General features: G+C 52.2%; 10 protein-coding genes and 2 tRNA genes. 10 read left to right on the top strand and 2 right to left on the bottom strand.

The window, feature by feature from the left end; genetic code table 11:
• Positions 1–466 precede the first annotated feature (466 nt).
• On the bottom strand, positions 467–1,684 hold the full coding sequence (locus HMPREF9141_RS10415; protein WP_007368700.1) for a DUF1810 family protein: 1,218 nt from the start codon (positions 1,682–1,684) through the stop codon (positions 467–469).
• A gap of 670 nt (positions 1,685–2,354) precedes the next feature.
• On the opposite strand from HMPREF9141_RS10415, the gene HMPREF9141_RS10410 reads away from it, so the two are divergent.
• The 10 genes from HMPREF9141_RS10410 to HMPREF9141_RS10365 all read left to right on the top strand — a co-directional run bounded on the left by HMPREF9141_RS10410 (position 2,355) and on the right by HMPREF9141_RS10365 (position 12,723).
• Positions 2,355–2,427 (top strand) — tRNA-Lys (locus tag HMPREF9141_RS10410).
• 39 nt (positions 2,428–2,466) lie between these two features.
• Positions 2,467–2,539 (top strand) — tRNA-Lys (locus tag HMPREF9141_RS10405).
• A 90-nt stretch (positions 2,540–2,629) separates the two neighbouring features.
• Positions 2,630–4,054 (top strand): S8 family serine peptidase, encoded by a 1,425-nt coding sequence (locus tag HMPREF9141_RS10400; protein WP_007368699.1) that lies wholly within the window; start codon positions 2,630–2,632, stop codon positions 4,052–4,054.
• An 86-nt stretch (positions 4,055–4,140) separates the two neighbouring features.
• On the top strand, positions 4,141–5,457 hold the full coding sequence (gene xseA / locus HMPREF9141_RS10395) for an exodeoxyribonuclease VII large subunit (protein WP_007368698.1): 1,317 nt from the start codon (positions 4,141–4,143) through the stop codon (positions 5,455–5,457).
• Between the two features lie 118 nt (positions 5,458–5,575).
• Complete coding sequence (xseB, locus tag HMPREF9141_RS10390; RefSeq protein ID WP_040555064.1) at positions 5,576–5,764, top strand: exodeoxyribonuclease VII small subunit; 189 nt, start codon at positions 5,576–5,578, stop codon at positions 5,762–5,764.
• A gap of 129 nt (positions 5,765–5,893) precedes the next feature.
• Positions 5,894–6,910 carry a branched-chain amino acid aminotransferase gene (locus HMPREF9141_RS10385; protein WP_007368696.1) on the top strand — a complete coding sequence of 339 codons (1,017 nt, stop codon included), beginning with the start codon at positions 5,894–5,896 and terminating at the stop codon, positions 6,908–6,910.
• A 135-nt stretch (positions 6,911–7,045) separates the two neighbouring features.
• Complete coding sequence (locus HMPREF9141_RS10380; protein WP_007368695.1) at positions 7,046–7,531, top strand: ferritin; 486 nt, start codon at positions 7,046–7,048, stop codon at positions 7,529–7,531.
• A gap of 252 nt (positions 7,532–7,783) precedes the next feature.
• Positions 7,784–8,437, top strand: coding sequence for a hypothetical protein (locus tag HMPREF9141_RS10375; RefSeq protein ID WP_007368694.1), 654 nt, complete (start codon positions 7,784–7,786; stop codon positions 8,435–8,437).
• A gap of 174 nt (positions 8,438–8,611) precedes the next feature.
• On the top strand, positions 8,612–10,612 hold the full coding sequence (locus HMPREF9141_RS10370; protein WP_007368692.1) for an ABC-F family ATP-binding cassette domain-containing protein: 2,001 nt from the start codon (positions 8,612–8,614) through the stop codon (positions 10,610–10,612).
• Positions 10,613–10,689: 77 nt separating this feature from the next.
• Positions 10,690–12,723 (top strand): M13 family metallopeptidase, encoded by a 2,034-nt coding sequence (locus HMPREF9141_RS10365; protein ID WP_007368691.1) that lies wholly within the window; start codon positions 10,690–10,692, stop codon positions 12,721–12,723.
• 378 nt (positions 12,724–13,101) lie between these two features.
• Here HMPREF9141_RS10365 and HMPREF9141_RS10355 read toward each other — a convergent pair whose 3' ends face one another.
• Positions 13,102–13,635: an HD domain-containing protein gene (locus HMPREF9141_RS10355; RefSeq protein ID WP_007368689.1), complete on the bottom strand. Its 534-nt coding sequence runs from the start codon at positions 13,633–13,635 to the stop codon at positions 13,102–13,104.
• Positions 13,636–13,903 lie beyond the last annotated feature (268 nt).

The raw sequence follows: 13,903 nt of genomic DNA, 5'->3' as shown, positions 1-13,903 counted from the left end.
GTCTTCTTCCGAAGACTTTTTTGTTTCCGCCACTTGACAGCAATTTGCATAACAGCCTTTATTCCTCCAGACACGCCCTTTATGTTCTTCGGCATAAGAGGCTTCTTTTTTTATTGTCCGTTTGTTTCAATAGAGGTCTTTTATCGTCCACTGTATCTCCACACACAGTTCGGTTTTCAAATCATCTGCAGGATATTCAAGTGTTGTATTTGACACCTGAATGTCCTGCCCGATTCAGCCCTGCCATTTGTTCCATCAGTTTTCCTCGTCCACCTCCGTAGCAGAACAGCTGGAATCATGCCTTTTTCAGGCTCAAGCATACATACGGTTTCAGACGTAGTCTGCCGTGGAGGAACATAGAAGGAATGAGGAGGATGCGATTTGTTATAGAGGCCGTCAGAGCCGTTCCTTTAGGGGCAGGCAGCAGTGGACGCTTGTGTCAGCGCACCCCGGCAGACGTTCTTCCTCATCTTTTCTTCATTCTTTCTATCGTCAACTCATCCTTGTTTCCTTTGTAGAAAGTGTCCAGGACTTTTCCGAAGACATCGTTTGGACAGACAGCATCAAAGAGCGTCATGGACGACCTGAGCTTCAGCGTGTCAATATGGCCGCCCATCACCGCTTCAATATCCTTTCCGCCATGTGTCAGTACGGCATGGGCAGCCTCGCGCAGCCGGCTGCCCAGAAGGGGATGAGCAAGGTAGGCGGATGCCTCGTCGGCATCAGCTATACCGTAGTACTGGGCATAGGCACTGTGCCCGAGACCTTTCAGCTGCGGGAAGACATACCATATCCAATGCGTCGTTTTATGCCCATGCTCCAGTTCTACAAGAGCCTGCTGGTATTTGCCGTTTGTCTCCTGTGCCTCCACGAACCGTTCAAGACAGAAAGGATCGCTTTCACGGCAGCCCAGCATCTCCTCGAAGTTGTCAAGGATAGTGCGGAGAGGGGGTGTCAGGAGGGCATAGCAATAGGTGGCGAGTTTTCGCGGAACACCATAGAAAGCCTGTGCGATACCGCCTGCCATGGCCGCTATCGTGTCGGAATCACCTCCCAGGGAGACCGCAAGGCGGATTACTTCCTCAAAGTCATGACCCTCCAAGAACGCCAGAATAGCCGGAGGAACGGTCTTCTGGCAGGACATATCGTAAGTGTAGGCGGGGCGTAAATCGTCCAGAGACCGGTGCAGATCATACAGGAAGTTCTCTTCCACATAGGACCTGATCTCTTCCTTCGTCGCCTCTGTGCGGGCAAGGTAAATCGCCGATGCGATGGCCTTTGCCCCTTTAATGCCCTCGGGATGATTGTGCGTGACTTCCGCAGACAGTTCGGCCAGATGCAGCGTCTCGTCAAGACTGTGTGCGTAGAAGGCAACCGGGCTTACCCTCATGCCTGATCCGTTCCCGTAACTGTAATAAGGTTCCGGCTTCGGATTGTACAGCCACCGCATGAACTTCCCGCCATAACCGGCAGTCGGATACTGTCTGCCTAATGTCTGCATCCGGCGCACGAGTTCTTCTTTGCCGTGACTTCTGTCTTCCGTCAGCCATTCGGCCACAGCCAACGTCATCACAGTATCATCCGTAAACCTGCTTTTCGGCGTGAACAGATGAAAGTCTTTCCGTTTCGTATTATGGAACTCGTACACGGAACCGATAATATCACCAATGATTGCTCCCAGCATAATGAACAGAATTTCAGTAAATAGATTCTACTGCAAAAATAATGTTTTATTTTTGATTCTCCTAATTCTTCCAGACCTTTTTCCATGTACTTCCCGAACATTGATTCATACGGTGGAAATGTTGTTCATGCCATCTTTCCATGTCATCGGAAAGAAAGTGTAAACTTCTAACATGATTGAAACAAGATGCGGCAGACGACGTTTAAAAACAAGTTCTTGCCCCGCCATCCGGTTTAGAAGTAAGACGAAAAGCAGCCAGCCAAAGACATGAGACTGTACAATATATCCTGCAAGCGGCTACATGGGAATGATATTCCCGACCGCTTGGGAATCCTGTTCCCAACGTCTGGGAATGAGCTTCCCAGGCACTGGGAACAGTATTCCCGGCGTATGAGGGCGGTGTGTAGTCTGTCCCTGGGCATACCTGGATACATCTTTCTCTGCCCTTTCTTTCATCCGAATGGGCTGTTGTACAGCTTTCAGGGAGAGAGCCGGCTAAGGACAGACACAGGGGAGAGTTCCACCGGAAATCCGCCATGGGGGAGTGCTTGAGGAGGGCAATGATTGTAACCGGGATTGTACCCGGGAGGTGTTTCTGACTAAAAAAAAGCGGAAAAGTTTGGCTGGTTCACGGAAAAGTTATACCTTTGCACTCGCAAAACGAAAATGAGCGCCCTTAGCTCAGCTGGTAGAGCAACTGACTCTTAATCAGTGGGTCTAGGGTTCGAGTCCCTAAGGGCGCACACAGACAGGCTTTTGACCCAGCCTTTTTCGTTCGGCAGGCGCCCTTAGCTCAGCTGGTAGAGCAACTGACTCTTAATCAGTGGGTCTAGGGTTCGAGTCCCTAAGGGCGCACAGAGAAGGATTCCCGTTCGGCGGGAATCCTTTTTATTTTCCCGCTTTTCCAATAGGTAATCCAATATTTTTTGTGTAATTTTGCAGGGTATGAAGCAAGATAACCTAAGGATACATATTCTGTTCCTGCTCTCGTTCGTCACGTCTCTTGCGTGGGCGGGCAAGGGCAACGGCGGTCTGATAGCCTATCCCGGTGGAAAATGTTACATGTTCCGCATCACGCTGGCAGACAAGGCCGGTACACCCTATACGCTGGATAAGCCGGAACAGTTTCTCTCGAAAGCCTCCATCTTCCGGCGGCAGCGGCAGGGGCTGAAACTTGACTCTACCGACCTTCCCGTGACGCCCGCCTATGTCCAGCGGATCAGGAAGGCTGGTGGAAAGGTCGTGGCCGTGAGCAAGTGGAACAATTCTGTCCTTGTCCGAGGCAGCGACCGGAAGGCCCTGGAGGACTTGAGGAGGCTGCCGTTTGTGAAGGAAAGCAGACTGGTATTTGTCTCTCCCGACTCGCTCCGTCCTCTGTCCCAGCGTGTCCGTTACCGCGCGGACCTGCAGGTGCTGGACTCTACCGTCCACGACTACTATGGAATGGGCAAGGAACAATTGGAGAGTCTGGGCGGAAGGCGGCTGCATAACCTTGGCTTTATGGGACAGGGGATGACGATTGCCGTTCTGGATGCAGGTTTCATGAATGTGGACAGGCTCCCGGCCTTCAAGAACGTGAATGTCTGTGGCACGCGTAACTTCGTGGCCGGATACGACGAGGATGTCTTCAGAGAGATGGATCATGGGACAAAGACCCTGTCCACGATCGCCATGAACCAGCCGACGGTCTTTGTGGGGACGGCTCCCAAAGCCGGCTTCTGGCTGCTGCGTACGGAGGATTATCTTACGGAGAGTTCGGCAGAAGAGGACTTCTGGATCGCGGCTGTCGAGTTTTCCGATTCTGTCGGAGTAGATGTTGTCAGTTCCTCCCTGGGGTACCATGGCTATGACGACAAGTCGACGAGTTATCATTATCCGGACCTGGACGGCCGGACGGCTCCCGTATCGCGGGCTGCCTCCCGTATGGCAGGCAAGGGCATGATCCTGGTCAACAGTGCTGGGAATGACGGGATGGGGACGTGGAAGAAAGTCAACGTCCCGGCTGACGCTTCCGACATCCTTACGGTGGGGGCGATCTCTCCGGACGGTGTGAATGCCGCCTTCTCGTCCGTCGGGCCTACTGCCGACGGACGTGTCAAGCCCGACGTGATGGCCTATGGATGTCCTACGAATGTGGTGTCGGGGAGGGGGTACATCACGCCTGACACGGGTACGTCGTTTGCCTGCCCGCTTGTAGCCGGCATGGTGGCCTGCCTGTGGCAGGCTCTGCCCCATAAGTCTGCGAAGGAAATCATCGAGCTTGTCCGCAGCGTGGGAAGCAACCTCCTCCATCCTGACAATATCATGGGATATGGCGTTCCGGACTTCTGGTCAGCCTACCAGTCGGCTACACGTTGCACACAGGGCTGACCGTCGAAGGAACCTTCAGGAGACGGGTTCAGGATACGGACGGCGCTTCAGAGACAGACCTTAATGTATAGGAAGATTCAAGGAATATGACGAAGGCACTCACGCTTTACGATCTGAACAGTCTGGTAGCAGACGTTATCGACACAGCCCTGACACGGGCTTACTGGGTAGAAGCCGAACTCTCCGAGGTGCGGGAGAACCGGGGACACTGTTACATGGAACTGATAGAGAAGGACGACACCGGCAATGTGCCCATAGCCCGTGCCTCAGCCAAGTGCTGGCGCAATGTATGGTCAGCCATTTCCCCTTATTTCGTCCGCATTACCGGACAGCAGATACATGCCGGGATGAAGGTGATGCTGCAGGTGCATGCCCAGTTCCATCCTCAGTATGGCTTCTCCTGGATCGTCGATGACATCAACCCGGAGTTCACGATGGGCGACATGCTGCGTAAACGCCGCGATATTGTTCGCCGGCTGCAGGCAGAGGGGGTGTTCGACCTGCAGAAGGGACTCCGTCTGTCCCTGTTCGCCCAGCGCATTGCCGTCATTTCTTCTGAGACGGCAGCAGGTTATGGCGACTTCTGCAGCCAGCTGGAAACGAACGAGTACGGATTCCGGTTCCGTGTAGAGATTTTCCCGGCGGTCATGCAGGGCGAGCAGGTAGAGCAGAGCATCATAGCCGCATTGGACAGCATCAACGAACGTGAGTCCGAGTTCGATGCTGTCGTCATCATCCGGGGCGGGGGAGCGACGGCCGACCTCAGCGGCTTTGACACGCTGGAACTTGCAGAGAACGTAGCGAATTTCCCCCTTCCCGTCATAACGGGTATCGGACACGAACGTGATGAGAGCGTGCTGGACATGGTGTCGTTTCTGCGTGTGAAGACACCGACGGCTGCAGCAGCGTTTCTCATTGACCAGCTGTCGGTGACGCTCGGGCGCATAGAGCGTGCGCAGACGGCCATTGCCGACGGAGTCAGGAGGAAGATGGAGGCGGAGAAGATGCGCATCCGCCATCTGGAGTCGCACATTCCGGTGCTCTTTTCCGTAGTCCGCGCGAAGGAGGAGGCACGGCTTGAGAGACTGTCCCGGAACCTTTCGGAAAAGACGGCTGAACTTCTGCATCGTTCGTACTATCGTCTCGATCTGCTGGGGCAGCGGCTCCGGTCAGGCCTGAAGATCCGTCTGTCCGCCGAAGGACACCGGCTCGATATGCTTGACCAGCGCCTGCATCTGCTCGACCCTTCCCTGCTGCTGGAGCGGGGATACAGCATTACGCTGTACAAAGGCAGGGCGGTCCGTAGCGCGGCAGAGCTGGAGGAAGGAGAGGTGATTACGACGAGGTTTGCGACGGGAGAGGCCGACAGCAGGATCGAGCATCGGAGACAGTCTTCAATGTGAGAATCGTGGAAACGGCATGTCGGGATGCAGTCCTTTTCCCCTGCTCCCTGATTCCGGGCTCTTTTGCCAATGGCGGTCCTGTAACGGCAAAAGCATAATGAAAAAAAGAACGAATAGAATGAAAGATGTGAATTACGAAGAGGCTGTCCGTCAGCTGGAGGACATTGTAGAGAAGATGGAACGCGGTGAACTGGATGTGGATTCCATGGCTTCCCGGCTGAAGCAGGCGCAGGGGCTTATAAAGCTCTGTAAGCAGAAGCTGAAGCATACGGATGACGAGATACAGAAGCTGCTTTCCGACCGGTAGAACCTCCCTGCTCACGGAGGAAGAACATGACTGAAGTCAATAAAAATCTAAATGGACTTGCATGGTAAGCCGATTTTATGTACTTTTGTGTTTCAGAGTCATTAAGTTGAATTTAAATACTTATATAATATGAAAAATATGGATTGGTCAAACTTGACATTCGGTTATGTACCAACTGATTACAACGTACGTTGTTATTACCGTAACGGAAAGTGGGGAGAGGTGGAAGTCTGTTCGGATGAATATCTGAAACTGCACATGGCCGCGACCTGTCTTCATTATGGTCAGGAAGCCTTTGAGGGCTTGAAGGCTTACCGCTGTCCTGATGGGAAAGTGCGTGTCTTCCGCATGGAAGAGAATGCAGCCCGTCTGCAGAGTACCTGCCGTGGCATTGTCATGCCCGAGGTCCCTACGGAGCTGTTTGTCGAGATGGTCAAGAAGGTCGTCCGTCTCAACCAGCCTTACATACCGCCCTATGAGAGCGGAGCCTCTCTGTATATCCGTCCGCTCCTGATCGGTACGTCTGCACAGGTAGGGGTCCGTCCTGCCGAGGAATACTGTTTTCTGATCTTCGTCACACCGGTCGGTCCTTACTTCAAAGGCGGATTCTCTACCAATTCGTATGTGATTGTCCGTGATGCGGACCGTGCGGCGCCGCTGGGAACGGGAATGTACAAAGTGGGCGGGAATTACGCTGCGTCGTTGAGAGCCAACCGGCGTGCGCACCAGGAAGGGTACGCCTCCGAGTTCTATCTCGACTCCAAGGAGAAGAAGTATGTTGACGAGTGCGGTGCGGCCAACTTCTTCGGCATCAAGGACAACACCTACATTACGCCTGAATCGACCTCGATCCTGCCCTCCATCACCAACAAGAGCCTGATGCAGATAGCAGAGGACCTGGGCATGAAGGTGGAACGTCGTCCTGTTCCCGAGGAAGAGCTTGCCAGCTTCGAGGAAGCCGGCGCGTGCGGTACCGCGGCTGTCATTTCCCCCATTTCCCGGCTCGATGACCGGGAAACCGGCAAGGTCTACCGTTTCGGCGACAAGCCCGGCCCATGGTCGACACGGCTCTATGAGATGCTCCGGGGCATCCAGTACGGAACGGTCGAAGATCGGCACGGCTGGACTACGGTCGTGATAGAGTAGTCGCCGGAGGGTGATTATATGGTTCTATATTTGGACTGCTGACAGTAAATTGTTACTTTTGCAATGTAAATTGTCCGTTGACAACGGATGAAAGATTTTTCTATTAATAATATTTAAATTCAGGAGAGTAAGAAAATGAATATGACAAAGAAGATGCAGGATGCGTTCAACGCACAGATTGCAGCCGAAATGTGGTCGTCAAACCTCTATCTGCAGATGGCGTTCTGGTTCCGTAAAGAGGGCTGGAAGGGTTTCTCCAGTTGGATGTTCAAGCAGTCTGAAGAAGAGAGACAGCATGCGATGGACATGGCGCAGTTCGTTCTTCGGCGCGGAGGTGAGGTGTGTCTTACTGCGATTGAGGCTGTCAAGACAAGCTGGGCCGATGCCAAGGAGGCCTTTGTCGACACGCTGGCTCACGAGCAGAATGTCACGGGGCTCATCAACCGTCTGGCAGATGTCGCCGATGAGGAGAAGGATCGTGCTTCACAGAACTTCATCGCCAAGTACATAGACGAGCAGGTCGAGGAAGAACGGAATGTACAGGACATCCTCGACTCTTTCGCACACTTGTCAAGCCACGCCGTCGCACATATCGACAGCCATCTTGCCCAGCGTCAGTAAGAAGGAGGACATAGACGGAAGCGTGCCGGAGGCTGTCCAGTCTCCGGCACGCCTTGTTTCAGGCATAAGTTTTGCATCCTTTCCTCTAAAGGAAAAGCATTTTCTTCATCCCGCTGGCTTATAAATCACAGTTTTTATGTATATTTGCCCATTGCAAAAGTCCATGGATGGTTGGGATGCAGGAAGCCGCATGCCTGTACATCAGAATGTACCGTCGTGGCCGGGAGGTGTAAGGACTGTAAGAATCATGTTATGTTCAAATTTGTCAGAGAACTCATAGAAAGTTTTAAAGAAGGTGTTGCAGAGGGGAAATCCGAACTCGAAAGCGAGAGGCTGGCCGAGTACGCTCCTTATGAAGCGGCTTTGAAAGTAAGGGAACAGTGCAGTCCGACGGTTGAGAATCTCGCCTTGGCGTTAAGCTGTCCTTTCCGTTCCGTCCTCACTTCTGGTGTCCCGCTGCGTTTGATGGAGTTCGGACACTTGGGAGGTGGTGAAGTTGAGAGCCTGCGGAAGCTGCTCAGAAGAGATTTCGGATTGGAAGATGCCGCTGGTGTTTCCAATGTCTTAGACGCATTGGAAGAAGCGCATGACGAGGAAGACAATCTCGCACGCTCCGTGTTTTTAGCAGGGATAGACCTTTATGTCCTTACCTCTGCCGTGGAAGTAGGATACCTGTCTTTCCACGAAGTCGAAGCCCTCTGCCGTGATAAAATCAACTTCATCAGTATCCATGCAGATTCGTGGCGGCAGTTCGGACAGCTGTTCATGGAGGGTGAGTGCATCAACAACTTCATCGGGAGGCGGTTCCTGAAGAAGAGCGTACAGTCTTTGCTGGAGGAAGATACAAGTCCATGGCGAATTTTCTCATGGGAAAGTATTCCCCGGGTTCTTGGCTCTGTGCCGTGACGGTTGTGATGGCGCTTTTCTATTCAAAATAAGGATGGGGCTTTTCTATTCAAAATAAGAATGTGGTCTCTGCAGGAAGACTTGTTGTCTGTGCGCCAGGAGCTGCATGCAGAGAAGTCCCGCTGAGGACATTATTAAATTTGTTTTTCAATACATAGAAACAGAAGAGAAGAAATGATAGCAATAGAGGGTTTGACGGTGGAGTTCGGCGTGAAGCCATTGTTCAAGGATGTGTCTTTCGTCATCAACGAGCGCGACAGGATAGCCCTGGTAGGCAAGAACGGTGCCGGGAAATCCACGATGCTGAAGATTCTTTGCGGTCTGCAGAAACCTACAGGAGGGACGGTATCTGTCCCCAACGATACGACCGTAGGCTATCTCCCGCAGGTGATGAAGCTGTCTGACGATACGACCGTGAAGGAAGAAACGCGCAAGGCCTTTGCCGACACGACAAAGATGGAAGAGCGGATCAGGAAGATGGAGCAGGAGATGGCCGAGCGTACCGATTATGAGAGTGACGGGTATGCGGCGCTTGTAGAGCGGTTCACGACGGAGCATGAACGGTATATGATGATGGGAGGAGAGAACTATGAGGCTGAGATTGAGCGCACGCTGACGGGACTCGGTTTTACGAGGGAAGACTTTGAACGTCCTACACGTGAGTTCTCCGGCGGATGGCGTATGCGCATCGAACTGGCAAAGATCCTTCTCCGTCATCCTGACGTGCTCCTGCTGGATGAGCCGACGAACCACCTTGATATAGAGTCTATCCAGTGGCTTGAGCAGTTTCTCTTGCAGAGTGCCAAGGCTGTCGTTCTCGTGAGTCACGACCGTGCCTTCATCAATAACGTCACGAACCGTACGCTGGAGATCACCTGCGGCCATGTGGAAGACTACCGTGTGAAGTACGACGAGTATCTCGTCCTGCGCCGTGAACGCCGCGAGCAGCAGCTCCGTGCCTATGAGAACCAGCAGAAGGAAATTGCCGATACGAAGGCGTTTATCGAACGTTTCCGTTACCAGGCTACCAAGGCGGTACAGGTACAGCAACGCATCCGCCAGCTGGAAAAGATCGTGCCGATAGAGGTGGACGAGGTGGACAACGCTGCAATGCACCTGAAGTTTCCTCCCTGTCTGAGGAGCGGGGATTATCCTGTCATTGCGGAAGACCTCAAGAAGGTTTATCCCAGCAGGCTGCACAGCGACGGGCCGGGACAGACGGTTTTTGAAGACGTGAACCTGACAATCAGAAGAGGAGAGAAAGTGGCTTTTGTCGGAAAGAACGGTGAAGGAAAATCGACTTTCGTGAAGTGTGTCATGGGGGAGATTCCTTTTGAAGGTACACTGAAGATCGGGCATAATGTGCAGATTGGTTATTTCGCACAGAACCAGGCGCAGCTGCTGGATGAAAACCTTACGGTCCATGAGATGATAGACAGGGTGGCGACAGGTGAGATGCGCCTGAAGATCAACGATCTTCTTGGTGCTTTCATGTTCGGCGGCGAAACGTCTGAGAAACGTGTCAAGGTGCTTTCGGGCGGTGAGCGTTCACGTCTGGCCATGATCAAACTTCTGCTCGAACCTGTTAATCTCCTTATTCTTGACGAGCCGACGAATCACCTTGACATTCCCTCAAAGGAAGTGCTGAAGGAAGCCATCAAAGCCTTTGACGGTACGGCGATCATCGTGAGCCATGACCGTGAGTTCCTCGACGGACTGGTCAGTAAAGTATATGAGTTCGGCGGTGGACGTGTGAGAGAACATCTGGGAGGAATCTATGATTATCTTGAAAGGCTTTCCGTCCTCCCCCCTTTTTCTGCAGAGAAAGGAGGTACCGGCCGTGACCTGCCGGTACGCAATGGTCGCCAGTCGGCAGTTTCTTCTCCGAAAGGAAAGGTAGAGGAAGGGACTGGGAATGCCGGAGCCTCTGCCTATGCTGAACACAAGGCCCAGCAGAAGAAGATCCGTAAGGCGCAGCGTGCCGTGGAAGATTCGGAGGCGAAGATAGCAAAACTGGAAGATCGTAAACGGAAACTGGATGAACTTCTCATGGTGCCTGAAAATGCTTCGGATATGGAACTCGTAACGGAATATACCAATATCCAGCGGGAACTTGATGAAGAGAACGACAGATGGATGGTGCTTTCGGAAGAGCTGGAGACGCTCAAGAACTGACCAGTCCCGCTTCCTGTTGCGGAAGAAGCAAGGGGGAGGCTGTAGAAAGGAAGATTTTACTTTTAACTTATTAGAATATGAAAATCAAGACACTTTTACCAATGATGCTCATTGCATCTGCTCCGGTTGCCGGCATGGCGCAGGGCCAGGCTGGTATCAGAGCCGAGAATCTTGACAAGTCCGTCCGTCCGGCTGACGACTTCTTTACGTTTGCCACAGGAGGATGGCAGAAGCGCAATCCGCTCCCTGCCGCATTCTCACGTTTCGGATCGTTCGACCAGTTACAGGAGAACAATAACAAACGTATCAATACGATCCTTACAGACCTGCTCAAGAAGCAGGGAGAAACAGGAAGCGTCGAGAAAAAGCTGGGTGATTTCTATCGGCTCGCCATGGATTCTGTACGCCGTAATAAGGAAGGGATCAATCCTGTCAGACCCTTGCTTGACGAGATGGAAGGTGCAGCGACGCTTTCGGATCTCCGTGCGCTCCAGCTGAAGTATGCCGTCTTTGGCTACGGTGTTCCGTTCGACTACGGCTTTGATGCCGATGAGAAGAATGCGAAAATGAATATCCTCAACATCTCCCAGGGCGGGCTGACCCTCGGGCAGAAAGAGTACTATCTTGACAATGACAAGGCGACGAGCGACATCCGGAATGCCTATCGGAAGTTCATTGCCAATATGTTCCGTCTCTATGGATTCTCCGACTGCCAGGCACAGGCAAGACGTGATGCCGTGATGCGTTACGAGACGATGCTGGCGTTAATCTCTAAAAGCCGTACGGAGCTGCGTGATGTGGAAGCCAACTACAACAAGATGACACTCGAGGAGTTCAAGGCGAAGTACCCGGCAATACCTCTTGAGCAGCTGGCGAATGCGGAAGGCATTAAGAGTGAATATATCCAGTCGATGGTCGTCGGGCAACCGGCTTTTCTGGCAGGTGTCGACAAAATGGCTTCAACCGAGAGCGCCGATGAACTCCGTGCACGTATGGAATGGAGTGCCATCCTCGCTTCAGCCAACTATCTGAGCGATGCCGTCCGTGCTGAATATTTCAACTTCTTCAGCAAGACGATGCGCGGGACGAAGCAGGACTATCCTCGCTGGAAACGTGCCACACAGCAGGTGGAAAGGCAGATGGGGGAAGCGCTCGGACGAATTTATTGTGAACGTTACTTCCCCGCAGCAAGCAAGAGACGCATGGAGGACCTTATCGGGAACCTCCGGATCAGTCTTGCCGAACGCATCAGGGCACAGGACTGGATGAGTGAACCGACGAAGCGGGCTGCCCTCGAGAAGCTCTCGACTTTCTATGTCAAGGTGGGGTATCCCAACAAGTGGAAAGACCTGAGTGGACTCAGGATCGACCCGGCCAGGTCGTATTACGAGAATGTACAGACCTGTCAAAGATTCTGGTCAGAAGATGCCGTCAGGGAGAAAGCGGGTAAACTGGTCGATAAGGATCTGTGGCTGATGACACCCCAGACGGTGAACGCCTATTATAATCCGACGACGAATGAGATCTGCTTCCCGGCAGGTATTCTCCAGTATCCGTTCTTTGACCCCAAGGCGGATGATGCCTTCAATTATGGTGCTATCGGCGTGGTAATCGGACATGAAATGACTCATGGATTTGACGACCAGGGACGTCACTATGACAAGGATGGAAATATGACCGACTGGTGGACTGCGGAAGACGGCAGGAACTTTGAGACCCGTACGGCCAAGTATGCCGACTTCTTCAGTGCCATCAAAGTGTTGCCGGACCTCAATGCAAATGGGAAACTTACTTTAGGTGAGAATCTTGCCGACCACGGTGGTCTCGAGGTTGCCTTCAATGCGTTTGAAAAGACGGCAGAAGCCAAGAAAGGAAAGACCCTCATGGGCTTCACGCCTGAACAGCGCTTCTTCATTGCATACGCTGGCGTATGGGCCAACAATATCACCGAGGCGGAGATACGCAGCCGTGTGAAGAGCGATCCACATTCCTTGGGCGAGTGGCGTGTGAACGGTGCTCTCCCGCATATTGACGCATGGTACAAGGCCTTTGGTGTGAAGGAGGGCGACAAGCTCTTCATCCCGGAGGCAGATCGCCTGAAGCTCTGGTAAGTAGCTGCATGCAGTGAATTATAGGTAAATCTGTCCTTGCTCCGCTGTCGGTCCGGCTTCTTGAAGAAAGGTGTGCAGGCTGTGTGATGGATGGGGAAGGTAGAGCACAAGGCTGGAGGATAGATTTGCAAAGGGCGTGGATGTGGATTTCCAGTCCAATCTTTGCAGATTTTAGAAGAGGGTGTGTCAAAATATTGATTACCTATCGTCTGACCGCCTTTAATCTGTATGGAGAGCCTCTGAAAAACGGAGAAAAGACCATTTCCTTACTCGGAATCGAGTTTTGAAATGGTCTTTTCTTTATTGCCTTGTCTCATGTTGTAAGATTCTCAGAAAGAGAATTGCATTCGGACATGTCCTCTTCTTCTTTTCATTGTGTCAGTCGTCTTCCCTGTGGAATGAAGTCTTGTATCCGTTATGGTCGAACATCTGTTTCAGCAGGCGGATACCGGCCCCCGTCCTGAAAATGTGCTTGCAGGCTGAGCTGATGGCATGTTCCGAACATCTGTCCTCATAGAGGTTGACGAGGAAGTCTGCTTCTACAAGAATCTGATAGTCCATCCCCTCAATAGAATTGTACGTATGGTGATGCCCGATGAGGAAGCAGATGCGTTCCGTCTCTTCTTCTGTGAAGTTCTTCATTTGTGTCATCAGTTTCCGCGCTTCCTCCGGCCCCTCTATCTCCTGATACTTGCCGTTGCAGGATCCGTATTTCTGTTCGCTGATGTGGATGCCGATGTCGTGGAGAATGGCAGCAGACTCAAGGATGTCCTGCGTCTTGGCATCAAGTCCTTCGAGTGTCCCGATAGTAGCGGCATAGTCATGTACTTTCATGAAATGCTGAATACGCTTTGGATCTCCTTTGTCGTATTCGGTCATAGCCGCGATGAGCTTTGCATGTTTCACATCCATAGTTGTATATGTTTCTATTCGTTTGCAAAAGTAGTCTTTTATTGTTAAAGAAAAGAATTCGGAAGTCTGAATTGACAGATAATCATTGCAGTCTGGCAGACCTTGACAGTCGTAGATTCCTATGCGTGTTCCATTAAACGAGGATTCCCAATTGCCTGGGGAGGAAGCGTTCCTTTTCCATCCGATAAGGTTACGTTGGCGGTTGGCAGTACGATGTTGCTTCCACGACAAGCTGCACACGTTCCCGCAGATAGCAGAGGTGTTAGCC

Source organism: Prevotella multiformis DSM 16608 (assembly GCF_000191065.1).
Taxonomy (GTDB): domain Bacteria; phylum Bacteroidota; class Bacteroidia; order Bacteroidales; family Bacteroidaceae; genus Prevotella; species Prevotella multiformis.
Note: the sequence above shows the minus strand (reverse complement) of the source record. Positions and strands in the feature narration are given on the sequence as shown.

Excerpts from the sequence above, each read along its gene's own strand:
- HMPREF9141_RS10415 (WP_007368700.1), bottom strand. The coding sequence starts at position 1,684 with ATGCTGGGAGCAATCATTGGTGATATTATCGGTTCCGTGTACGAGTTC.
- HMPREF9141_RS10400 (WP_007368699.1), top strand. The coding sequence starts at position 2,630 with ATGAAGCAAGATAACCTAAGGATACATATTCTGTTCCTGCTCTCGTTC.
- xseA (WP_007368698.1), top strand. The coding sequence starts at position 4,141 with ATGACGAAGGCACTCACGCTTTACGATCTGAACAGTCTGGTAGCAGAC.
- xseB (WP_040555064.1), top strand. The coding sequence starts at position 5,576 with ATGAAAGATGTGAATTACGAAGAGGCTGTCCGTCAGCTGGAGGACATT.
- HMPREF9141_RS10385 (WP_007368696.1), top strand. The coding sequence starts at position 5,894 with ATGAAAAATATGGATTGGTCAAACTTGACATTCGGTTATGTACCAACT.
- HMPREF9141_RS10380 (WP_007368695.1), top strand. The coding sequence starts at position 7,046 with ATGAATATGACAAAGAAGATGCAGGATGCGTTCAACGCACAGATTGCA.
- HMPREF9141_RS10375 (WP_007368694.1), top strand. The coding sequence starts at position 7,784 with ATGTTCAAATTTGTCAGAGAACTCATAGAAAGTTTTAAAGAAGGTGTT.
- HMPREF9141_RS10370 (WP_007368692.1), top strand. The coding sequence starts at position 8,612 with ATGATAGCAATAGAGGGTTTGACGGTGGAGTTCGGCGTGAAGCCATTG.
- HMPREF9141_RS10365 (WP_007368691.1), top strand. The coding sequence starts at position 10,690 with ATGAAAATCAAGACACTTTTACCAATGATGCTCATTGCATCTGCTCCG.
- HMPREF9141_RS10355 (WP_007368689.1), bottom strand. The coding sequence starts at position 13,635 with ATGGATGTGAAACATGCAAAGCTCATCGCGGCTATGACCGAATACGAC.